This window comes from Pedobacter sp. (assembly GCF_041645105.1).
In the GTDB taxonomy this organism is placed as follows: Bacteria; Bacteroidota; Bacteroidia; order Sphingobacteriales; family Sphingobacteriaceae; genus Pedobacter.
On the sequence record NZ_JBAZQQ010000001.1, the window covers coordinates 117,737 to 139,441 of the forward strand.

The window sequence follows — 21,705 nt, forward strand, 5'->3', positions numbered from 1 at the left end:
TTATGCTTCAAAAACTGCTTCGTAAAAAATCAATAGATAAAATACTGGCGGATGCCGAAAAGGGTTATGGTGAACATGGTTCATCATTGCACAAAACGCTTGGGGTAAGAGACCTTACCGCCTTTGGTATCGCCGCCATTATTGGAGCAGGTATTTTTAGTACAATTGGAAAAGCTAGTGCCGATGGTGGCCCGGCTGTCATATTCTTATTCATCTTTACGGCTATTGCCTGTAGCTTTGCAGCATTTGCTTATGCAGAGTTTGCTTCAATGGTACCAGTTTCGGGTAGTGCTTATACTTATTCTTACGTTGCATTTGGCGAGGTTGTAGCCTGGGTTATTGGCTGGTCCTTAATTATGGAATATGCCATAGGCAATATTACGGTGGCTATTTCCTGGTCTGATTATTTTACAGGACTCCTCTCTTCCATACATATTCCGGCATTAGGAATTAAAGGAATTCATCTGCCTGATTGGATGACAATGGACTATCTGACTGCTTACAATGGACATAAACATGCTGAAGCATTGATCAACGCTGGTAAAAGCTTTGCCAATCTTGATGATGCAACAAGACTAGCAAATAATGCCTGGATGACAGCGCCCAAAATTGGCAGTTTTCATCTGGTTGCTGATTTACCTGCATTAGGAATCATCATCTTTATTACCTGGCTGGTATACAGAGGAATGAAAGAATCCAGAAATGCGAGCAATGCCATGGTTATTGTAAAACTGGCAGTTATTATGCTCGTTCTTGCTGTTGGAGTGTTTTATGTAGATACAGAAAACTGGAATCCTTTTGCACCGAATGGAGTTTCAGGGGTTTTAAAAGGAGTATCTGCTGTATTCTTCGCTTATATAGGCTTTGATGCCATATCAACAACGGCTGAAGAATGTAAAAACCCACAACGCGATTTGCCACGTGGAATGATGTGGGCCATTATCATTTGTACGGTATTGTATGTAGCAATCGCTCTTGTTCTGACAGGTATCGTAAATTATAAACTACTGGCAGTAGGTGATCCCCTGGCGTTTGTATTTGATCAGATAGACCTAAAATTGATGAGCGGCATTATTGCAGTCAGCGCAGTTTTTGCAATGGCTAGTGTATTGCTGGTCTTTCAAATGGGCCAACCAAGAATTTGGATGAGTATGAGCAGAGATGGATTACTGCCTAAGTCATTTTCGAAGATCCATCCTAAATATAAAACACCTTCCTTTTCTACTATTGTGGTTGGCTTTGTGGTTGCCGTGCCTTCTTTGTTTATGAATCTTACAATTGTAACTGATCTGTGTTCTATCGGTACATTATTCGCTTTTGTACTGGTTTGTGCAGGGGTACTGGTATTGCAGAACAGACCAGATGTTAAAAGAGGTAAATTCAAAACTCCCTATGTAAATGCTAAATATGTAATACCGGTTATTTTTCTGGCTTTGATAGCTGTAGGATTTACATCTTATGAAAAAGAAACTAAATCTTTTATTTTTAATACCCCGGTAATTAATGACCCAATAAGGATTGTGACCTCTCTAAATGATTCAGAAAGAGGAATTATTAAACAAGAAATTGTTGATGCTAATATAAAGGTCGGCATACGCTCAAACAACGATGTTGATGCAGAGGCTTATCTAAACCGCTTAACTGAACAGGAATACCAAAATTTTATAGACAACTCGGCCATAAGTCCACTAAAAAAATATGAAACAGGTTGGGAACTGTTCAGACATAAAATCCCAATGTGGATTTTCTTATTTATCAGTGTTGTGATTACTTATTACTGTATCACTAAAAACCTATCCCTTATCCCCGTACTAGGTTTACTGAGTTGCCTTTATATGATGTGTGAGCTTGGAATTTCCAATTGGATAGGTTTCGGTATCTGGTTGGTTGTAGGCCTAGTTGTTTATTTCCTGTATGGATATAAACATAGCAAACTCAATACAGAAAAAGTTCACATTTAGAAATATTTTTATTGTTATAGTCGTATTTTGAGAATATATCTTTACATTAGGCAAACGAATTTTAACGTATAACTTATTGCTCTTTTATGTGTTAGCATACGTAAAATTGAGCTTAATATCGCCTTCCTAATTATCCCTATAGTTTTCTGATCGGAGGGTCAGACAACAAGGCTCCTCCCGGAGCCTTATTTGTATAAAGATAAAGTTAAGAAATATTGAAATGACCTACCTAGACAGGTAACCTGTTCAATTCAATATCGTCAGGAGTGACAAAAATCAACGGAACCTTTTCCACATCAACATAACTGGAATCCAATCCAAAACTTCGTTCTTCAGAAAGACTCAAGCGCTTAAGAATGAAATAATAATCCATAATACTACGTTCGTAAAAACTTAGTTTAGAGAATCTAGACAAATGCTTTTCTAAAAGTACAAAACGGAAATCGCCGGCAATTTTATGTTTATTTAAAGAAGTGTATTGACTGGTGATATCAACTTCACCATTCTTCACCAATTCCTCAACCACTTTTCTAAACAAAAGGTTCACACGCTGCTCAACTCTAAATCCAAGCTTAAAATCTATCCTGATTAATTTGCCAGGAATTAAAAATTCAACTTTGTAATCTTTAGTAAAGGGCTCATCTACTACATCTACGTGAACCAGCCAGTAAACATCAGCTCTTTTAGGTTCCTTTTGTATAATTGAATAGATGATTTTTGATTCAATCTCAGTTTTAAAGTTGGCACTGGTTAAATAAACCAATTGAGAAGAATATTTTGGAACAGAGATATCTTCGCTTAGCTCACTGATGATCTGGTAATAATCCTCAATCTCCACATACTTAACGAATCTATTTTTAATCTTCCTCGAGACATACCAGCTCCACATTACCGTGAATAATGCTGAACCGATCAGCACAGTTACCCATCCACCATGAAAGAACTTAGACATGTTACCTACCAGGAAGGTAAGCTCCAGCAATAAATATATAGTCAGGAATATTCCTATCACATAAACAGGTACCTTTTTGCGCTTCATATAAGCAGCGATCAATATCGTTGTTGATAAGAAAGTAACATTGATAGCTAAACCATAGGCGCCTTCCATTGCACCTGAATTTTGAAATATTAAAACAACAGCAATACAACCTGCCCATAGGATCCAGTTGATAGAAGGCACATAGATTTGTCCTTTCTGGTTACTTGGATAATTGATTCTTACTTTTGGCCATAGATTTAGTCTTACGGCCTCAGAAATCAATGTAAATGAACCTGTGATCATGGCCTGACTAGCAATCACCGCAGCAACTGTTGCCAAAGCAACCATAAACAATAGATATGGTGCCGGGACAATTTCGAAAAACGGATTTAAGCCCGTATCATAATTACCATGATGTAAAATCCATACACCCTGCCCCAAATAGTTCAGAATAAGCATAATCTTAACAAAGATCCAGCTAATTCTAATATTAGAACGCCCACAGTGTCCCATATCCGAATATAAAGCTTCCGCCCCTGTAGTACATAGGAAGACCCCTCCGAGGATTAATAAAGCCATAGGGTTATCTACCAGCAAATTAAAAGCATAATATGGATTTAATGCTTTAAAGATCGATAAATCCTGAACTACAAATAACATTCCCAATACACCTAAAGCTCCGAACCATAAAAACATAATTGGACCAAACAGCTTACCTACAAGGTTGGTTCCAAATTGCTGGATGATAAATAATCCAGTTATAATCGCTATAACAATAGGAATTACACTTACTGTAGGAAATTTTAGCTGAAGACCTTCAATGGCAGAGGTCACTGTAATACTGGGTGTGATAATTCCATCTGCGAGCAAAGCACAACCACCCACAACTGCAGGAATAACCAACCATTTAGCATTTTTTCGCACCAGGGAATAAAGTGAAAAAATTCCTCCCTCTCCTTTATTATCCGCTCTTAAAGTTATAAGGACATATTTGATCGTGGTCTGAAGTGTTAGTGTCCATATTATACATGATAAGGCACCTAATACCAAGTCTGGAGTAACCACTTGTCCGCCTCCAACTACAGCATTAAAAATTGCCTTAAGTGTATAAAGAGGCGAAGTTCCAATATCACCATATACAATCCCTAAACTAACTAATAAACCACCAGCTGAAAGCGCGTTAAAATTCTTATGAGTTGACACTATATAACGTTATGATTTTATACTATTTTAATTAAGTAGCGGGCAAAAGTACAGTAAATAAACAAAATTCAATCCATTAATGTTTAAGAAGATATCAAACATTTTCAAAAATATAAAACGATATTAAACGGCTAAACATGTTAAATATTGTTAAATGTTAAAATAGTAGATGAATTCATTGATTATTTTATTTTATTATTTATATTTTTGGCAATACCAAACATGAAGATACAACGAAAAATAGCGGCTCTCCTGAACATTTCTTGCATAATATGCATGAGTGTTTTGTGCAGCGTTAGTGTTTTTGGTCAAAAAGCAGATAGTTCGGCTGTTGGAGTAAGATCTAAAAAGATCAATAAGACTCCTCAAATTAAAGGAAGTGTGCCTACTTACAAACCTAAATACAACTTTGGGTATGTTCCATACAATGACCTGGTTTCAAACAACAAAGTTTCAAACAATATTAAACCTGAAAAAATTCTTACCGTTGTAAAGGTATATCCTAATCCGGTAGATGATCAGATTAACCTGATTCTTCGTATGGATAGAGAATCTAATCTTTCAGTTAAAATAATGGACTTGTTAGGGAATGAAATTGTAACACTTGCCAATGAACGTATTCCTGCAGGTGAACAAACAAAAAGCTATACCATTCCAAACCGCTTAAATGCCGGAATTTATTTCCTGAAAATTATGTCAGGGAATGAAACCGTTGTAAAACGAATCTCCGTTTTATAGTCTCTGTACAATTGCTCCCCATTTATTTCTTTTGTATTTTTGATCCCATAGTGGCTTAATCCTTGTAGCTACATCATTTAAAATATCCAGCATGAAGATAATTGCCATAGGTCGCAACTATGCCGAACACGCAAAAGAATTAAATAACCCGATCCCGGACAAGCCTGTCATCTTTTTAAAACCAGATACAGCTCTGTTAAAAGACAATAAACCCTTTTATATTCCCGATTTCTCATCAGACATCCACTATGAGCTTGAGGTCGTTTTAAAAATATGCAAAGAAGGAAAGCACATTTCTGAGAAATTTGCACCTAAATATTATGAAGAACTTGGCTTAGGAATAGATTTTACTGCCAGGGATATTCAAACAGCACATAAAGCTAAAGGGTTACCATGGGAGCTCGCTAAGTCATTTGACCACTCTGCAGCAGTAAGTAACTTTATCCCTAAAGCAGATATTGAGAACTTATATGACTTGTCCTTTGAATTAAAAATTAATAATGAAACCAGGCAAAATGGTAATACCCGGGATATTCTTTTTTCATTTGAAAAGATCATCAGTTTTGTATCTCAATACATCACACTAAAGAAGGGAGATTTAATCTATACAGGAACACCAGAAGGAGTTGGACAAGTGAAACAGGGCGACAAACTGGAAGCCTGGCTGCAAGGACGCCAATTACTTAATTTTGATATAAAATAGCATTGATGATTAGAAAACATTTCCTGCTGCTCATTGCAACCTTATTTTCATTACCGGTTTTTAGTCAGCAAATATTTAGTAACAATAAGTACCCGCTTGTAGATTTCAGATCACCTCTTGACATTACGCCAGCGGCCCTGTCGGGTTCATTCGGTGAAATCCGTGGTAATCACTTCCATTCTGGAATGGATTATCGTACCAACCAGCGTGAAGGTTACCCGGTGTACGCCATAGCTGATGGATATATATCAAGACTACGTGTTCAAAATAGTGGATTCGGTCTGGCTTTATACATAAATCATCCAAATGGCTATACGTCTGTTTATGGGCATTTGCAAAGATTTGGACCAAAAATAGCACAACAGGTTAAAAGCATACAGTATCAGAAAAAATCATATGAAATAGATGAGTTCCCCAATGCTCAATTAATTCCTGTCCGTAAAGGTGATGTTATTGCTTACACAGGAAATTCTGGTAGTTCAGGCGGCCCGCATTTACATTTTGAAATTAGAGATACAAAAACTGAAGCAACCATTAACCCACAGCTTTTTGGCCTTGAAATACCTGATAACATCCCCCCTGTTATCCACTCTATGTATGTGTATAGATTAAACAACAAACCATTTAATGAATCTGTTCCTAAACAGTATTTCCAGGTTCTCGGTGCAAATGGGAAATACCACTTAAACAAAGTAAGCACCATTACACTAGGAGGTGAAGTAGGTTTTGGAGTCATTACGACAGACAGACATAATGGTTTATCAGGGACAAATGGCGTTTATTCAATTGAGCTTGAAATGGACGGAAAATATGTTTACACTTCCGCTTTAGAAAGATTTTCATTTGAAAACAGTAAAGGAATCAATTCACATATTGACTATCCTACTTATATAAATACTAAAAAGAGTATTCAAAAGAGCTTTGTAGATCCAGGGAATCCTCTAAAAATCTATTATAATCTGGTTAACAATGGCCGTATAACTTTTAATGATGGCAAATTGCATCAAATGAAATATACCATTACCGATAGCAAAGGAAATAAAAGCACTTTAGCTTTTAATGTACAATCAAATGCGAGTTCTATAATAGATACACCAGAACCTAAAAATGCAGGATTAAACTTTGCTTATGGGCTTGCCAATGAGTTTAACAATGATGAAGTAAAGGTCATAATCCCTAAAGGCAGTTTATACAATGATTTGAATTTTGTCTATAAAAAGTTACCTAAACCAGCATTAAATGCTTACTCGTCCGTACACCAGATCCATAACAATCTAACTCCTTTACATACGGGTTTTGAACTGTGGATAAAAGCTGATAGCACCTTATTGCCATATAAAAATAAAGCTGTTATTGTAAACACAGGAAGAGCATCTCAGGGTGGTTATTTTGAAAATGGATATGTGAAAGCCAAACCGCGTAACTTTGGTAGTTTTTTCATCTCTATTGACACCATCCCTCCTACCATTACACCAGTTAACATAGAAAATGGCAAAAACATGGCTGGCATCAGTAAAATGTCATTCAAAATCAGAGATAACCTTTCGGGGATTAAAAACTTTAATGGATATATTGATGGCAAGTGGATATTGATGGAATTTGACACCAAATCGGCCTCCTTATGGCATACTTTTGATGAAAGTACGGCCCCTGGAAAACATACGTTGGAAATTATTGTTACGGACATGAAAGACAACATTAAAAACTATTCAATTACTTTTTACAAATAGCATTATGAGCGAATTAAAAGAAGGTCAGAAAGCCCCCGCAATTTCTGCGAAAGATCAGAACGGCAATGCGGTAAGCCTGGAGCAGTTTAAAGGAAAAACTGTAGTTCTTTATTTTTACCCTAAAGATAACACGCCGGGATGTACAGCAGAAGCTTGTGATTTCAGAGATAATTACGCAGGTCTTACAACCAAAGGTATTGTTGTTTTAGGTGTAAGTGTGGATGATGAAAAATCACATCAGAAGTTCATTACTAAATACGATCTGCCCTTTACATTACTTGCAGATACAGATCAGAAAATTGTACAGGATTATGGAGTCTGGGGAGAAAAGAACATGTATGGAAAAAAATATATGGGTACCCACAGAACTACTTTTATCATTGATGAAAATGGTGATATCATTCACATCATAAAGAAAGTTGATTCTAAGAATCCAACCGCTCAGGTTCTGGAATTACTCGACAAATAACACTAAAATATGCCTTATTAGAAAGGCATATTTTATTTTAACATTGTATTTTTGCTAGCGCTGACAAGCTTTCTGACCTTTTCATATAGCTCTTTAGCTTGAAAAGGTTTTGATATAAAGTCATTCATTCCGATGCTCAGGCATTTCTCCTGCTCTCCTTTAATAGTGTGGGCAGTCATAGCTACAATAGGAATATCTTTTTTACCAGATTTCATATTACGAATATGCCGTGTAGTTTCATAACCATCCATTTCAGGCATTTGCAAATCCATCAAAATAATATCATAATCTGAGTACTCATATTTATCCAGGGCTAATCTCCCGTTTTCTGCCGTAAAGGTCTTGTACCCCTTTTTCTGCAGTAATTTAATCACCAGCTCACGGTTCATCATATTATCTTCAACAATCAACACACGAACATCTTTACCAAAGTCTGACGCATCATTCTCATAGGAATCTAAACTGTTAAATTCCTCTAAATGTCCACCTGCATGTGATTTAAGAAAAGATAAACTAAAATAGAACTCAGAGCCCTCACCCAGCTGACTTTTCACCTCTATTTCACTATCCTGAATTGCTGTTAAATGTTTTACGATACTAAGCCCGATTCCTGTGCCCCCAAATTTACGTTGCATATTACTCACTCCCTGTTCAAAAGGGTTAAATATAGTCTCCTGCATATCTACGTCAATACCAATACCAGTGTCATGAACTCTAAACTCAATAATAACATGGTCTTTGTGATCCTCCATTAGTCTTGCGGAAATAAGTACACCACCCATATCAGTAAACTTAATTGCATTTGAGGTTAGGTTCTGAAGAATTTGAGTAAGTCTGGCTGGGTCACCAAAAATAGATTCAGGTATATCTTCATCAATAGTATAGTTTATTCGTATTTTCTTTTGTTTAACATACGACTCATTGCGCAGGACCATGGCATGAATGGTATCTTTAAGATTAAAAACAGAGGGCGAAAAACCAAGATCCCCGGTTTGTATACTTACAAAATCAAGAAGATCATTTAAAGTAGCCAATAGAGTTTCACCCGACCTAATAATCATACCCACAGATTTAAGGTCGTCCCTATCTTTTAAAGAATGCTGCAGACAGTCCGCAAAGCCCAGTATTGCATTCATAGGTGTTCTGATTTCATGGCTCATATTGACCAGAAAATAATCCTTTGCACACTCATTACGTTCAGCATTCAACCGTTCCTTTTCAAGCTCTACCTGGAGTAAACCAACTTGCTTTAACTTCTCTGCAAACTGATCTGCAAGCTGGTTAAAATTGGAGGTCAGCATACTAAACTCATTTTTTGAATGGATATCTTGCGGACCGGACTCTTCTTTCTCTTTAATGAATTGCATCCTAAGCGCTACCTGTTCAAATCCAGTCTTAAGCGCTGCAATCACTGAAAGTATAGATAAGGCAGCAAATAGTCCAGCAAGTGTAAATACTACAACTATAGCTATGGAAAAGGCCCCAGTAGGAAAGATCAACATACACACTCCTAATACGACACATAAAATAATGGATCCAATTGAAGTATATAGTCTTTTAGAAATTCCTATATCCTTCAGCCCCTGAAGTAAACCAGAAATGAACATAAATAGTAATGCGTTAAATTTATTAAACCCCCTGTAGATTAACAATTAGGATAAAATTAGTTAATACACAAGCCATTAACGCTATTCATTTTGTTCAACTCAAAAATACGGCTCCCATTAAACGCAAAAAGGAATAGCCCTTAAGCTATTCCTTTGCCTTCAATTACATGAAGATAGTCTTGATAGTCTTATGCCTTTTTGCCAACTTTGTGTCCTGCAGAAGCAAAATAAACGATATATAAATAAGCTGGTAACATTGCATATAAAAATGCGTGTTGGAAATCGATATGTAATTTATCTTTCATAAACCCATACACCAATGGCCAGATAGCACCCCCGGCAATACCCATAATCATAATGGCCGAGCCTGTTTTCGTAAATCTACCCAAGCCTTTAATACCCAATGGGAAAATAGCTGGCCACATTAATGAATTAGCCAGACCTAGCAAAGCAACAAACCAAAAAGATATTACACCTGTTGTAAATACAGAAAGTACTGTAAATAAAATACCAACAGAAGTACAAACCCTAAGTGCGGCTTGTTGACTTATAAATCTAGGGATAGTTAAAATACCTATTAAATAACCCAACAACATAAAACCTAAAGTAAATGCCGTGGCATTATCTCTAAAGACATGTGGAACTGTACCTAATTCCCTTGCATAAGTTCCGATAATATCTCCCGCCATTACTTCTACGGCTACACAAAAGAATATGGCTAGTGATCCTAAAAATAAATGTGGGTAATCAAATATTGATCTTTTAGCGTCTGTATGTGCATCATGCGTAACTTCTTCCTCATCTACATTTACTTCCGGTAGTTTCACAAATTTAAGAATCAGTGCAAATACACCTAAAGCAACGGCCAATGCTATATATGGTGCATGCAATTGATCTAGCAATTCATTTAAAATAGTTTGTTTCTCTACCTCAGTGACAGCTTCTAATAACCTTGCCTCAGATGCATTAGCTCTTTTTAAAAGCAGGGAGCTAAGTATAACAGGCGCAATAATACCGGCTGTTTTGTTACAAAATCCAGCAATTGAAATGCGTTGAGCAGCGCTATCTATTGGCCCAATAATACTTAAATAAGGATTCACGGCAGTTTGTAACAAGGCCATACCTGAGCCCTGAACAAATATTGCAATTAAGAAAAGCGTATAACTACTTTTTTCTGCGGCCGGAACAAATAATAAAGATCCGATACCCAAAACTACCAAACTTGATACTAAACCATTATGAAAGCCGATTTTTTTTATGATCCACGAACTAGGGATGGCAAGAAAAAAGTAAGCAATGTAAGATGCAAATGTCACTAAATATGCCTGTAAGTCAGTTTCGAGATTAAATGCTCTTTTTGCAAATGGGATAAGAGAGCCATTAGCCCAGGTAACGAAGCCCAAGATAAAAAACAATGCACAGCAGATTACCATTGGCAATAAGGCCGTTCTGTTTTGAGGTTGAGTAGAATTCATGGTTTAAGTTTAAGGTTTTGTTTTATGTGTGGAATAACTTGTTTAACTATTTTAAAAACTTCAAGCTCTAAAAATATAAATTTTCATTGAATTACATACTTATTTAACTTTTTTAGCGCAAACGTTTGTTTAATTTGTTTCAGATCATCGAACATAAGCATAAATGTTCCCCTCAACATATTTTTAATTACATTTGTCGTATTAATCAACAACCCCAATTAATGAAACATAAAATAAATGAATTAGAAGATATCGCCACTCAGGTAAGAAGGGATATTGTTAGAATGGTGCATGCCTGCCAATCGGGTCACCCGGGAGGATCGTTGGGATGTGCAGATTTTATGACTGCATTGTATTTTGAAATCATGAACCACTCTACTGATTTTAAAATGGACGGAAAAGGAGAAGATTTATTCTTCCTTTCGAACGGACATATTTCTCCTGTTTTTTACAGTGTTTTAGCAAGATCAGGATATTTCGATGTAAGTGAGCTGGCTACTTTCAGAAAACTAAACACAAGGTTGCAAGGCCACCCTACTACTCATGAAGGTTTACCTGGTATCAGGATTGCTTCTGGATCTTTAGGGCAAGGTCTGTCTGTAGCTATTGGTGCAGCGCAAGCTAAAAAATTAAATAAAGATCAGTCTACAGTATATATATTACTTGGTGATGGTGAATTGCAGGAAGGACAAAACTGGGAAGCCATTATGTATGCTCCTCACAACAAGGTAGACAACCTGATTGCTTCTGTTGATTATAACGGCCAACAGATTGACGGACCAACTGAAAAAGTTTTGTCGCTGGAAAACCTTCAAGCTAAATTTGAAGCTTTTGGATGGCATGTAATTAACTCAGATGGTAATGATATGGATTCCATTGTTAAGGCTTTACATTATGCCAAATCGTTAACAGGTAAAGGAAAGCCAGTTTTAAACTTAATGAGTACCCAAATGGGTGCTGGTGTTGATTTCATGATGGGATCGCACAAATGGCACGGTGTTGCTCCGAATGACGAACAACTTGCCGCAGCATTAGCTCAATTAAGTAGTACCCTTAAAGATTATTAAGCATGAAGAAGTATACATATACTGAAAAAAAAGATACTCGTTCTGGTTTCGGCGCAGGTTTGCTTGAAGCTGGAAAAAAGAACCCTGAAGTTGTAGCACTTTGTGCTGACCTTGTTGGCTCTTTAAAAATGGACGCCTTTATTAAAGAATTTCCTGAACGTTTTTTCCAAATAGGAATCGCCGAAGCCAATATGATTGGTATTGCAGCTGGTTTAACAATTGGCGGCAAAATTCCTTTCACAGGAACTTTTGCAAACTTTTCAACAGGAAGGGTTTACGATCAGATCCGCCAATCGGTAGCTTACTCTGATAAAAATGTAAAAATCTGTGCTTCACATGCTGGCTTAACATTAGGTGAAGATGGTGCTACTCACCAGATTCTTGAAGATATAGGTTTAATGAAAATGCTTCCGGGTATGACGGTAATTAACACTTGTGATTACAATCAGACTAAAGCTGCGACTATTGCAATTGCTGAATACGAAGGCCCAGTATATTTACGTTTCGGCAGACCAGTAATCCCTGTATTTACTGATCCTGATCAGAAATTCGAAATCGGAAAAGCATGGATGGTAAATGAAGGTAAAGATGTAACCATCATTGCTACCGGCCACATGGTTTGGAAAGCAATTGAAGCTGGCGAAAAACTTGCTGAACTTGGCATTGATGCTGAAATCATCAACATCCACACCATTAAGCCTTTAGATGAAGAGGCAGTTCTGAAATCTGTAAAGAAAACGGGCTGTGTGGTTACTTGTGAGGAGCATAATAAATTTGGGGGCTTAGGAGAAAGTGTGGCGAGATTACTTTCTACAGAATTACCAACACCACAAGAATTTGTTGCCGTGAATGATAGCTTTGGCGAAAGTGGTACTCCAGATCAATTGATGACTAAATACGGTTTAGACAGTATTAACATTGTTGAAGCCGCTCAAAAAGTAATCAAAAGAGCTAAATCTTAGGATTTAGAAACAAAGACTAAAGAAAAATAAATGAAGCAGGTTGAAGATTCAGAGATTTTAGAAAAGTTTGCAAACTTAAAAACTCGTGATGAAGCCTTTAACCTGCTTCTAAATAAGTATCAGCAAAAAATTTACTGGCATATCAGACGCCTGGTAATTGATCATGATGATGCTGATGACCTGGTTCAGGATACTTTTATTAAAGTATGGAAGAACCTGGAAAAATTCCGTAGCGACTCCCAGCTTTATACCTGGATTTATAGAATTGCTACAAATGAAACCATTACTTTCCTTAACAAAAAGAAACAAAGGAATAATACTCCTTTAGATGAGGTTTCGTCAGAACTAGCAGAAACGCTTGTTGCTTCTTCACATTTCAACGGGGACAAAGTTCAGCTAAAACTTCAGCAGGCATTACTCACGCTTCCTGAAAAACAGCGTCTGATTTTTAACATGAAATATTTTGACGAATTAAAGTATGAAGAGATTTCGGAAATAACCGGCACCAGTGTTGGCGCACTAAAAGCCTCTTTTCACATCGCAGTTAAGAAAATTGAAACTTTTATGCTAAATGAAGACATTACCTTTTAAACCTTTTGGCTTATAATGCATCAATATACTTGAGATGGATAATAAAGTAGAAAATAACGATCATTCTTTTTCTGTACCTGAAGGATATTTTGACCAATTACCTCTTCAAATTGAGAATGGCATATTTCTGGAAAAATTAAAATCCAGAACCGCTGATACAGGCTTTAATACTCCTGTTAACTATTTTGAAGGTCTTACACAAGCAATCAATACAGAAATACTTGCTGATCGGTTAAAAGTAGTCGCGCCTATAAATGAATACCCTACTGTTCCTGCTAATTATTTTGAGCAGCTGCAGTCTAATATATTATCTAAAACAGTTAATGAGAACAACAAGAAACAACCAGCCAAAATTGTCAGGTTATTCCGTTCTAATATCTTAAAATATGCTTCAGCAGCTTGTTTTATTATTTTAAGTGCAGCTGGCTTATACTTTTATGAAGCACAAGATCACCCTACTAAATCTATTTATTCAGATCTACCAACTGAACAAATGTTATACGATATAGATGAACAGGTTATAATTGATCATATTGAAGCAAATAACCTAGATCAGGCAAAAAAAAGCGCTTCTGATATAGCTTTGGAAACCTATATCCTTAATAATTATACACAGAGTGATATTGTATCGGGTTTATAAACATCATCAAATGAAACATCTAATCATCGTTATGCTCTTTCTTCTTCCTACTATCACCATGGCACAACGGGGGGGCGAACGCAATAATGAAATTGATTCCTACAGAATTGCCTATTTAACGCAGAAACTTGACCTTACAGCTGAAGAAGCTAAGGTTTTCTGGCCTATTTATAACGATTGGCAGAAAGAACAGAAAGCGTTGCGTAAAGAACGTGCACAGAAAATGATCAGCTTTAGAAAAATCACAGAAATTGAGGAGCTGTCAGACACTGAAATACAAGCATTGATCACTAACGACTTCAGTTTTAAACAACGTGATTTAAATCTTGATAAGAAATATTATTATAAATTAAAATCAAGTCTGCCAATTAAAATAGTTGGTAAATATTATAGAGCCCAGGAAGCATTCAAACGGGAATTACTGGCCAAATACAGAAATAGCGGGCAAGCAAGACAGAATTAATTCTTATTTTTGGCAATGCTTACACAACGCCAATTATTTTTACAACATAACGCCCAGACTACTCTTGAACCTCTTCTTTTAGAATTCAATAAAGCCAATGGCATGTATCTTTATGATAGCCAGGGCAAAAAGTATATGGATTTAATTGCCGGCATTGGAGTAAGTAATGTTGGCCATTGTCATCCGGCAGTGGTAGCTGCTGTACAGGAACAAGCTGCAAGTTATATGCATATCATGGTTTACGGAGAATTTGTACAAAGTCCCCAGGTAAATTTTGCAAAAGCACTTGCTGATGTATTACCCGCTAACTTAAATTGTACGTATTTCGTTAATTCAGGAGCTGAAGCTGTTGAAGGAGCTATGAAATTAGCCAAAAGATATACTAACCGATCTGAAATCATTGCCTGTTATAACTCCTATCATGGCAGTACCCAGGGTGCACTAAGCTTAATGGGGAATGAAGAATTTAAACAAGCCTACAGACCTCTTTTACCAGGAATTAGCTTTATCAACTATGGGGCTCTTCCAGACCTAGATCTGATTACCTCAAATACAGCTGCTGTTTTTGTTGAAACTATTCAGGGTGAAGCAGGTATAAGAGTAGCCGATCAGGCTTATTTTGAGGCACTAAGAAAAAAATGTACAGATACAGGAGCACTGTTAGTACTTGATGAAATCCAATGTGGATTTGGTCGCACAGGAAAAATGTTCGGTTTTGAACACTTTAACGTCGTTCCAGATATACTTTTATTAGCCAAAGGAATTGGTGGAGGAATGCCAATCGGCGCATTTATCAGTTCCAGAGAGATCATGATCTCTCTGGCAACAAACCCTATATTAGGACATATTACTACTTTTGGAGGTCACCCCGTAAGCTGCGCCTCCGGTTTAGCTACTTTACAGACCATATTAAATGATGATATTGTAGCTGGTGTAACAGAAAAGGGATTGCTCTTTAAAAAATTATTGAAACACCCGGCAATTAAAGAAGTCCGCGGTATTGGACTTATGATGGGTATAGCCTTCGAAAATTTCGAAATCAACAAAAAGGTTATTGATGCTTGTATTGCCGATGGACTGATCAGCGATTGGTTCTTGCATTGCAGCAATGCCATGCGTGTGGTACCACCACTTATAATTACAGAAGCTGAAATTGAATGGGCTTGTAGTATAATTCTGAAAAATATTGAAGCAATAGCCAGAAATTAGAAATAACTGATAAATACTAACTCATTTTTTGCCGTTTAATCAGGTATGCCTGAAGTATTGGATGGAATCCTTGCGCAATATCCGCATCAACCATATCTATTTTGTATTGTATGCATTTCAGCTGAATAAGTTGCCGGTACTCCTGCACCCTGGCAAGATATGCGTCCTTAACTTTTGATGTATGTGTTTTTAACACTGCGCCGGTTTCCATATCTACAAACTCATACGGACGGTTCTCAAAATTAAACTCAACCTCTTTTGATTTATCTGTCACATTGAAGATCACAACCTCATGTTTATTGAATTTAAGGTGCTGCAAGGAGGCAAACAATCCATCGATATGACGCTCATCTTGTACTGTACTCAGCATGTCACTAAATACGATAACCAAAGATCTCTTATGAATTAAATCTGCAACCTGATGTAAGGCTTGCTCAAGATTTGTCCGCACATCTAGTTGCTCTGTCTTTAAAATCTCTTCCAGCTTTGCAAATAGAAATTTCTGATGTGTTGTTGTAGATTTGGCCTGAGTATTCAATATCAAATGATCTGTAAACAAACTAAGCCCGAAAGCATCGCGTTGTCTTTTTAACAGATAAATGAGCGAGGCGACAGCCTGTACAGAAAAACTAAGCTTATTATATTCCTTTAATGGAAAATACATTGATGAGGATACATCTATTATGAACTGGCACCGTAGATTCGTTTCTTCCTCGTAGCGCTTGCTAAACAGCTTGTCAGTGCGTGCAAAAAGCTTCCAGTCTATATTTTTAACATTATCACCAACATTATAAAGTCTATGCTCTGCAAACTCAACTGAAAACCCATGAAACGGACTTTTATGTAAACCGGTAATAAATCCTTCTACTACCTGCCGCGCAAGCAATTCAAGGTTGGCACTAAAATGTAAGCTTTGTTCATCAATGGGCGACTGCATAGTGTAAATATAAAAAAAGCGTTCATAATGTTATGAACGCTTTTTTTATTGCTATGATATAAGTTATTACAACTGTTTATCTAATTTCTGAGCAAGTACTGATTTAGGCACAGCACCAACTTGTTTATCTACAACTTCACCGTTTTTAAAGTATAATAAAGCCGGGATGTTACGGATACCAAACTGAGTAGAAATTTGAGGGTTGTTATCAACATTAACCTTACCTACAATCGCTTTTCCTTCGTATTCTTTTGAAATTTCATCTACAACAGGACCTACCATGCGACATGGACCACACCATTCTGCCCAAAAGTCTACTAAAACGGGTTTATCTGATTTTAACACAACTTCCTCGAAGTTAGCATCTGTGATTTCTAAAGCCATAATTCTATTTTTTTATATTAGTTCTCTAATTTAGTTTGCCGAGCAGGATTGCTTTATAACCGTGTAGCTCTTGCAGACTACAAATATATCATCAATTGTAATGCCATCTATCCGGCTAATGCCATTATGACATTAGTTCAACTTTGAACTTACGTTTAAAGCTTCCAGCTGCTGTAAAAAATCATTCGTAGGATTGATCTTCATAGACTTTGACGGTAATTTAACTACGACATTCTGTTCGCGATCGTATACATCAAACAACAATTGACAGTTCTGCTGCTCTGTAGTAGCCTTATTATTCTCTAAAATAGCCAGTACCTGACTCATAAAATCGTCTGTGACACGCTCTATGGGAACTTGTATGGTCACACTCTTAGCCAGTTTGTCTCTCAATTCCGAAAGCAAGTTGATCGAGGTGATTTTAAACTCCCAGTCCCCCTCTTTTCTAAAACGTTCACCTACTCTGCCACGAATCTGAAGAAAATATCCATCTGTTAAAAACTGTTTAAACTTGATAAAATCATCTCCAAATAAAGCAAGCTCACAAGTATCATCATAATCTTCAAAAACCATGGTACCAAAAGGCTTTCCTGTCTTGGTCATACGCTGTGCAGCAATAACTACCAATCCACCCACCACAAGCTCGCGGTTTTTTATCGTTTCAAACTCTGCAAGTACTTCTTCGTTAGTATCTCCAGTCCTAATCTTATTCACCAATGCCAGATGTCTAACCTTGTTCTGACAAAACTCCTTCAGTTCAAGTTTATAGTTATCTAGCGGATGCCCTGATAAAAAGATACCAATAGCATCCTTTTCCCATTTCAGCCTGTCTATTAAACTCCATTCAGGTGACACAGGTAAAGCTGGCTCCAGAATCAGGTCAGCTACAGAACCACCGAACAATGATGACTGTGAAGAAGACTCATTATTCTGGAAGTCGTTTGCATATTTGATCACCTTCTCGATACCATTCAGTTTGTCGTTAATACCAACAAAGAAATATTGAGCCCTATGGTAACCGAAACAATCAAAAGCCCCACTATACACAAAACTCTCGTACGCTTTCTTGTTAACAGTTCTGGTATTAGACCGCCTGGCAAAATCATAAAGATCCTTATATATGCCCTTTTCATTACGGTCTTCTATGATACTCTCTACGGCCTTTTCACCTACCCCTTTTATACCTGACAGACCAAAACGAACCTCTCCCTGATTATTTACAGAGAATTTTGTACCCGACTCGTTTACGTCAGGACCCAACACCTGAACTCCCATCTGCTTACATTCTTCCATAAAAAATGCAACCTGCTTAATGTCGTTCATGTTGTTTGATAAAACGGCAGCCATATATTCCGCTGGGAAATGTGCCTTTAAAAATGCTGTTTGATAAGCGATCCAGGCATAACAAGTAGAGTGTGACTTATTAAAAGCATAAGATGCAAACGCCTCCCAGTCTTTCCATATCTTTTCCAGCTTTGCTGCATCATGACCTTTTTCCGCTGCCTGCTTAACAAACTTAGGCTTCATTTTATCCAGTACGTCCTTTTGCTTTTTACCCATGGCCTTACGTAAAACATCGGCCTCACCTTTAGTAAATCCTGCAAGTTTCTGGGACAAAAGCATTACCTGCTCCTGGTAAACTGTAATTCCGTAAGTTTCCTTTAAATATTCTTCACAGGCATCTAAATCATAAGTAATCTCTTCTTCACCATTTTTCCTACGAACAAAACTTGGTATATACTCTAGTGGGCCTGGACGATACAAAGCATTCATCGCAATTAAATCGGCAAATACAGTAGGCTTTAACTCCTTCATGTATTTCTGCATCCCTGTACTCTCGTACTGGAAAATCCCGATGGTTTCACCTCTTTGGAAAAGCTCGTAAGTTTTCACATCGTCAATCGGGAAATTATCCGGATCAAGATCTATATTATGTCTATGTTTAACCAGTTTGACTGTGTCCTTAATCAGCGTTAATGTTTTCAACCCTAAAAAGTCCATCTTCAATAACCCAGCACTTTCAACTACCGAGTTGTCAAACTGGGTAACATATAAATCTGAATCTTTTGCAGTAGCAACAGGAACAAAATTGGTAATATCACTAGGGGTAATAATTACCCCACAGGCATGAATACCTGTATTCCTTAACGAGCCTTCTAATATCTGAGCCTGCTCCAGTGTTTTAGCACCAAGATCCTTTGCACCAGCAAGGTTTTTAAGCTCCAGAACCTTCTCATATTCATCTGCACGTAACGCTTCTTTAAGTTTAGCTTCATCTAGTGTGAAGATCTTTGCCAGCTTCATGTTTGGAATGAGCTTCGCTATTTTCTCAGCTTCAAACAATGGCAGATCCAACACTCTTGCTGTATCCTTAACAGATGATTTGGCAGCCATGGTACCATAGGTAATAATCTGGGCAACCTGATTTGCTCCGTATTTCTTGATTACATAATCCATAACCCTGCCACGACCCTCATCGTCAAAGTCAATATCAATATCCGGCATGGATACACGGTCGGGATTCAGAAAACGCTCAAAAAGCAAATCATACTTAATCGGGTCAATATTGGTGATCCCCAAACAATATGCTACTGCAGACCCTGCAGCAGACCCCCTTCCCGGACCAACAGAAACATCAAGGTTTCTGGCCTCTGCAATAAAATCCTGTACAATAAGGAAGTAACCTGGGTACCCTGTTTTTTCAATCGTCTGAAGTTCAAAATCTAAACGCTCAGTGATCTCTGGTGTGATTTCTCCATATCGTTTTTTAGCACCGACATAAGTTAAATGTCGCAGGTACTTATTCTCCCCTCTTTTACCTCCGTCTTCCTCATCTTCTTTTACAAGGAACTCATCTGAAATATCAAATTTAGGTAAGAGCACTTCCCTTGCTAATTTATAGATCTCAATCTTATCTACAACTTCCTGTATATTCACGATAGCCTCAGGCAGATCTGTGAACAGGTTTTTCATTTCATCAGGCGACTTAAAATAATATTCCTGATTGGGTAATCCAAACCTGAAACCTCTACCTCTACCAATAGGAGTTGCCTGTTTCTCACCATCCTTTACACACAATAAAATATCATGTGCATTGGCATCCTTTTTATTGATATAATAAGTATTGTTGGTAGCAATCAGCTTAACATCATGTTTCTTAGCCAGGGCAACCAGTGAGGTATTTACAATATCTTCATCCTCCTGACTGTGGCGCATTAGTTCCACATAAAAATCATCACCAAATTGCGATTTCCACCATAACAAAGCTTCTTCAGCTTGTTTTTCACCAAGATTCAATAGTTTACTCGAAATCTCGCCATAAAGATTACCAGACAATACAATAATGTCATCCTTGTACTGTTCGATAACTGCCTTATCTATCCTTGGAATATAATAAAATCCTTTTGTATAAGCTATGGATGACATCTTAGCCAGGTTATGGTAACCTGCCTTATTTTTGGCCAATAATACGACCTGGTAGCCATTGTCTTTCCTGCTTTTATCTTCATGGTTCTCACACACAAAGAATTCACAACCTACAATAGGCTTAATAATTGTTTCTTCAGGAGTTTTTCCTTCGGCCTTAGCAGCCTCATTTCTTGCTTCCACTCCTTTATTATGGTTAAGAACCTGTGCAACAAAATGAAAGGCTCCCATCATATTGGCATGATCAGTCATGGCCACAGCTGGCATTTTAAAGCCTGCAGCCGCTTTAATCAAGGAAGGGATGTTGATGGTAGATTGCAGTACTGAAAACTGCGTATGGTTATGCAAATGCACGAAATTTGCCGAAGCAAGTTCTCGCTTATTCTCATTAAGTGTACTTTTAGAAACCTTGGGGACTTCTGTTTGCTGTAACCGCTTTCTGATTTCATCAGAAGCTGATTTAAGGTTAATGTGATTTAAACCAACCCGCTCAAATACTTGTGGCGTGTTTTGTTTAAAACGTTGTATATAGGCTGGATCAGCCTGTAGTTGTTCAGGTCTGAAAACCTCAAGCTTAACCAGCTGTAAGAAACAACGGGTAGTAGCCTCAACATCGGCAGTAGCATTGTGGGCTTCTGAGAAAGGCTCACCAAAAAGATACTCGTGAAGCTCAGTTAGAGTAGGTAGCTTAAATCTACCTCCACGTCCACCTGGAAGTTTAAGCAACTCTGCTGTGGTTTCTGTACAGGTATCCAATACAGGCATGCTGGCCATAGGACTCTCAACGCCCATCCGGTGAAACTCGCAACCCATAATATTGACATCAAAGCCAACATTCTGACCCACCACAAACTTAGCTTTGGATAAAGCTATATTGAATTTTTCAAGTACTTCGCTCAATGCGATTCCCTGTTCTGCAGCTAGTTCAGTAGAAATACCGTGAATACGCTCTGCATCATAAGGAATATTAAAGCCATCTGGAGTTACAAGGTAATCCTGATGCTCTATAAGATTACCAAGTTCATCATGTAATTGCCATGCAATCTGAATACACCTGGGCCAATTGTCTATGTCAGTAATTGGCGCATTCCAATTGCGTGGTAAACCTGTGGTTTCGGTATCAAATATTAAATACATAGCTGGTAATTATTCTTGCTTTCT

The 21,705-nt window shown here is 37.4% G+C and carries 17 protein-coding genes; 11 read left to right on the forward strand and 6 right to left on the reverse strand.

Annotated features, from left to right (window positions below; genetic code table 11):
* Nucleotides 1-2 precede the first annotated feature (2 nt).
* A complete protein-coding gene (locus tag WC623_RS00445) occupies nucleotides 3-1,961 on the forward strand; it encodes an amino acid permease (protein ID WP_372847577.1) in 1,959 nt (652 codons plus the stop codon).
* A 229-nt stretch (nucleotides 1,962-2,190) separates the two neighbouring features.
* Here WC623_RS00445 and WC623_RS00450 read toward each other — a convergent pair whose 3' ends face one another.
* The gene (locus WC623_RS00450) at nucleotides 2,191-4,143 is read right to left on the reverse strand and encodes a KUP/HAK/KT family potassium transporter (protein ID WP_372847578.1); all 1,953 of its coding nucleotides are present in this window, start codon (nucleotides 4,141-4,143) and stop codon (nucleotides 2,191-2,193) included.
* Nucleotides 4,144-4,419: 276 nt separating this feature from the next.
* Here WC623_RS00450 and WC623_RS00455 point away from each other — a divergent pair, with 276 nt between their 5' ends.
* From WC623_RS00455 to bcp, 4 genes are all read left to right on the forward strand, one after another.
* Entirely contained in the window at nucleotides 4,420-4,881 is a 462-nt protein-coding gene (locus WC623_RS00455; protein WP_372847579.1) for a T9SS type A sorting domain-containing protein, read from the forward strand.
* Nucleotides 4,882-4,972: 91 nt separating this feature from the next.
* Nucleotides 4,973-5,584 carry a fumarylacetoacetate hydrolase family protein gene (locus tag WC623_RS00460; RefSeq protein WP_372847580.1) on the forward strand — a complete coding sequence of 204 codons (612 nt, stop codon included), beginning with the start codon at nucleotides 4,973-4,975 and terminating at the stop codon, nucleotides 5,582-5,584.
* Nucleotides 5,585-5,589: 5 nt separating this feature from the next.
* A complete protein-coding gene (locus WC623_RS00465; protein ID WP_372847581.1) occupies nucleotides 5,590-7,314 on the forward strand; it encodes a M23 family metallopeptidase in 1,725 nt (574 codons plus the stop codon).
* 4 nt (nucleotides 7,315-7,318) lie between these two features.
* On the forward strand, nucleotides 7,319-7,783 hold the full coding sequence (gene bcp, locus WC623_RS00470; protein ID WP_372847582.1) for a thioredoxin-dependent thiol peroxidase: 465 nt from the start codon (nucleotides 7,319-7,321) through the stop codon (nucleotides 7,781-7,783).
* A gap of 32 nt (nucleotides 7,784-7,815) precedes the next feature.
* Here bcp and WC623_RS00475 read toward each other — a convergent pair whose 3' ends face one another.
* Together WC623_RS00475 and WC623_RS00480 are read right to left on the reverse strand one after the other, a co-directional pair.
* The gene (locus tag WC623_RS00475) at nucleotides 7,816-9,390 is read right to left on the reverse strand and encodes a response regulator (protein ID WP_372847583.1); all 1,575 of its coding nucleotides are present in this window, start codon (nucleotides 9,388-9,390) and stop codon (nucleotides 7,816-7,818) included.
* 188 nt (nucleotides 9,391-9,578) lie between these two features.
* The gene (locus WC623_RS00480; RefSeq protein ID WP_372847584.1) at nucleotides 9,579-10,865 is read right to left on the reverse strand and encodes a sugar MFS transporter; all 1,287 of its coding nucleotides are present in this window, start codon (nucleotides 10,863-10,865) and stop codon (nucleotides 9,579-9,581) included.
* A 200-nt stretch (nucleotides 10,866-11,065) separates the two neighbouring features.
* Between WC623_RS00480 and WC623_RS00485 the strand changes: the two genes are divergently transcribed.
* The 6 genes from WC623_RS00485 to WC623_RS00510 are packed head-to-tail and all read left to right on the forward strand — an operon-like array spanning nucleotide 11,066 to nucleotide 15,797.
* Nucleotides 11,066-11,932: a transketolase gene (locus tag WC623_RS00485; RefSeq protein WP_372848960.1), complete on the forward strand. Its 867-nt coding sequence runs from the start codon at nucleotides 11,066-11,068 to the stop codon at nucleotides 11,930-11,932.
* A 2-nt stretch (nucleotides 11,933-11,934) separates the two neighbouring features.
* A complete protein-coding gene (locus WC623_RS00490) occupies nucleotides 11,935-12,894 on the forward strand; it encodes a transketolase family protein (RefSeq protein ID WP_372847585.1) in 960 nt (319 codons plus the stop codon).
* A gap of 30 nt (nucleotides 12,895-12,924) precedes the next feature.
* On the forward strand, nucleotides 12,925-13,485 hold the full coding sequence (locus WC623_RS00495; RefSeq protein WP_372847586.1) for an RNA polymerase sigma factor: 561 nt from the start codon (nucleotides 12,925-12,927) through the stop codon (nucleotides 13,483-13,485).
* A 34-nt stretch (nucleotides 13,486-13,519) separates the two neighbouring features.
* Nucleotides 13,520-14,125 carry a hypothetical protein gene (locus WC623_RS00500; protein ID WP_372847587.1) on the forward strand — a complete coding sequence of 202 codons (606 nt, stop codon included), beginning with the start codon at nucleotides 13,520-13,522 and terminating at the stop codon, nucleotides 14,123-14,125.
* A 10-nt stretch (nucleotides 14,126-14,135) separates the two neighbouring features.
* Nucleotides 14,136-14,588 (forward strand): hypothetical protein, encoded by a 453-nt coding sequence (locus WC623_RS00505; RefSeq protein WP_372847588.1) that lies wholly within the window; start codon nucleotides 14,136-14,138, stop codon nucleotides 14,586-14,588.
* A gap of 15 nt (nucleotides 14,589-14,603) precedes the next feature.
* Nucleotides 14,604-15,797: an aspartate aminotransferase family protein gene (locus WC623_RS00510; protein WP_372847589.1), complete on the forward strand. Its 1,194-nt coding sequence runs from the start codon at nucleotides 14,604-14,606 to the stop codon at nucleotides 15,795-15,797.
* Nucleotides 15,798-15,813: 16 nt separating this feature from the next.
* On the opposite strand, the gene WC623_RS00515 is transcribed toward WC623_RS00510, so the two are convergent.
* The 3 genes from WC623_RS00515 to dnaE all read right to left on the reverse strand — a co-directional run bounded on the left by WC623_RS00515 (nucleotide 15,814) and on the right by dnaE (nucleotide 21,681).
* A complete protein-coding gene (locus WC623_RS00515) occupies nucleotides 15,814-16,734 on the reverse strand; it encodes a DUF58 domain-containing protein (RefSeq protein ID WP_372847590.1) in 921 nt (306 codons plus the stop codon).
* Nucleotides 16,735-16,800: 66 nt separating this feature from the next.
* Entirely contained in the window at nucleotides 16,801-17,118 is a 318-nt protein-coding gene (gene trxA, locus WC623_RS00520; RefSeq protein WP_316816023.1) for a thioredoxin, read from the reverse strand.
* Between the two features lie 132 nt (nucleotides 17,119-17,250).
* Entirely contained in the window at nucleotides 17,251-21,681 is a 4,431-nt protein-coding gene (gene dnaE, locus WC623_RS00525; RefSeq protein WP_372847591.1) for a DNA polymerase III subunit alpha, read from the reverse strand.
* Nucleotides 21,682-21,705 lie beyond the last annotated feature (24 nt).

Bases quoted from the DNA above. Each gene is read 5' to 3' on its own strand.
- WC623_RS00445 (WP_372847577.1), top strand. From the start codon at position 3: ATGCTTCAAAAACTGCTTCGTAAAAAATCAATAGATAAAATACTGGCG.
- WC623_RS00455 (WP_372847579.1), top strand. From the start codon at position 4,420: ATGAGTGTTTTGTGCAGCGTTAGTGTTTTTGGTCAAAAAGCAGATAGT.
- WC623_RS00460 (WP_372847580.1), top strand. From the start codon at position 4,973: ATGAAGATAATTGCCATAGGTCGCAACTATGCCGAACACGCAAAAGAA.
- WC623_RS00465 (WP_372847581.1), top strand. From the start codon at position 5,590: ATGATTAGAAAACATTTCCTGCTGCTCATTGCAACCTTATTTTCATTA.
- bcp (WP_372847582.1), top strand. From the start codon at position 7,319: ATGAGCGAATTAAAAGAAGGTCAGAAAGCCCCCGCAATTTCTGCGAAA.
- WC623_RS00475 (WP_372847583.1), bottom strand. From the start codon at position 9,390: ATGTTCATTTCTGGTTTACTTCAGGGGCTGAAGGATATAGGAATTTCT.
- WC623_RS00480 (WP_372847584.1), bottom strand. From the start codon at position 10,865: ATGAATTCTACTCAACCTCAAAACAGAACGGCCTTATTGCCAATGGTA.
- WC623_RS00490 (WP_372847585.1), top strand. From the start codon at position 11,935: ATGAAGAAGTATACATATACTGAAAAAAAAGATACTCGTTCTGGTTTC.
- WC623_RS00495 (WP_372847586.1), top strand. From the start codon at position 12,925: ATGAAGCAGGTTGAAGATTCAGAGATTTTAGAAAAGTTTGCAAACTTA.
- WC623_RS00500 (WP_372847587.1), top strand. From the start codon at position 13,520: ATGGATAATAAAGTAGAAAATAACGATCATTCTTTTTCTGTACCTGAA.
- WC623_RS00505 (WP_372847588.1), top strand. From the start codon at position 14,136: ATGAAACATCTAATCATCGTTATGCTCTTTCTTCTTCCTACTATCACC.
- WC623_RS00510 (WP_372847589.1), top strand. From the start codon at position 14,604: ATGCTTACACAACGCCAATTATTTTTACAACATAACGCCCAGACTACT.
- WC623_RS00515 (WP_372847590.1), bottom strand. From the start codon at position 16,734: ATGCAGTCGCCCATTGATGAACAAAGCTTACATTTTAGTGCCAACCTT.
- trxA (WP_316816023.1), bottom strand. From the start codon at position 17,118: ATGGCTTTAGAAATCACAGATGCTAACTTCGAGGAAGTTGTGTTAAAA.
- dnaE (WP_372847591.1), bottom strand. From the start codon at position 21,681: ATGTATTTAATATTTGATACCGAAACCACAGGTTTACCACGCAATTGG.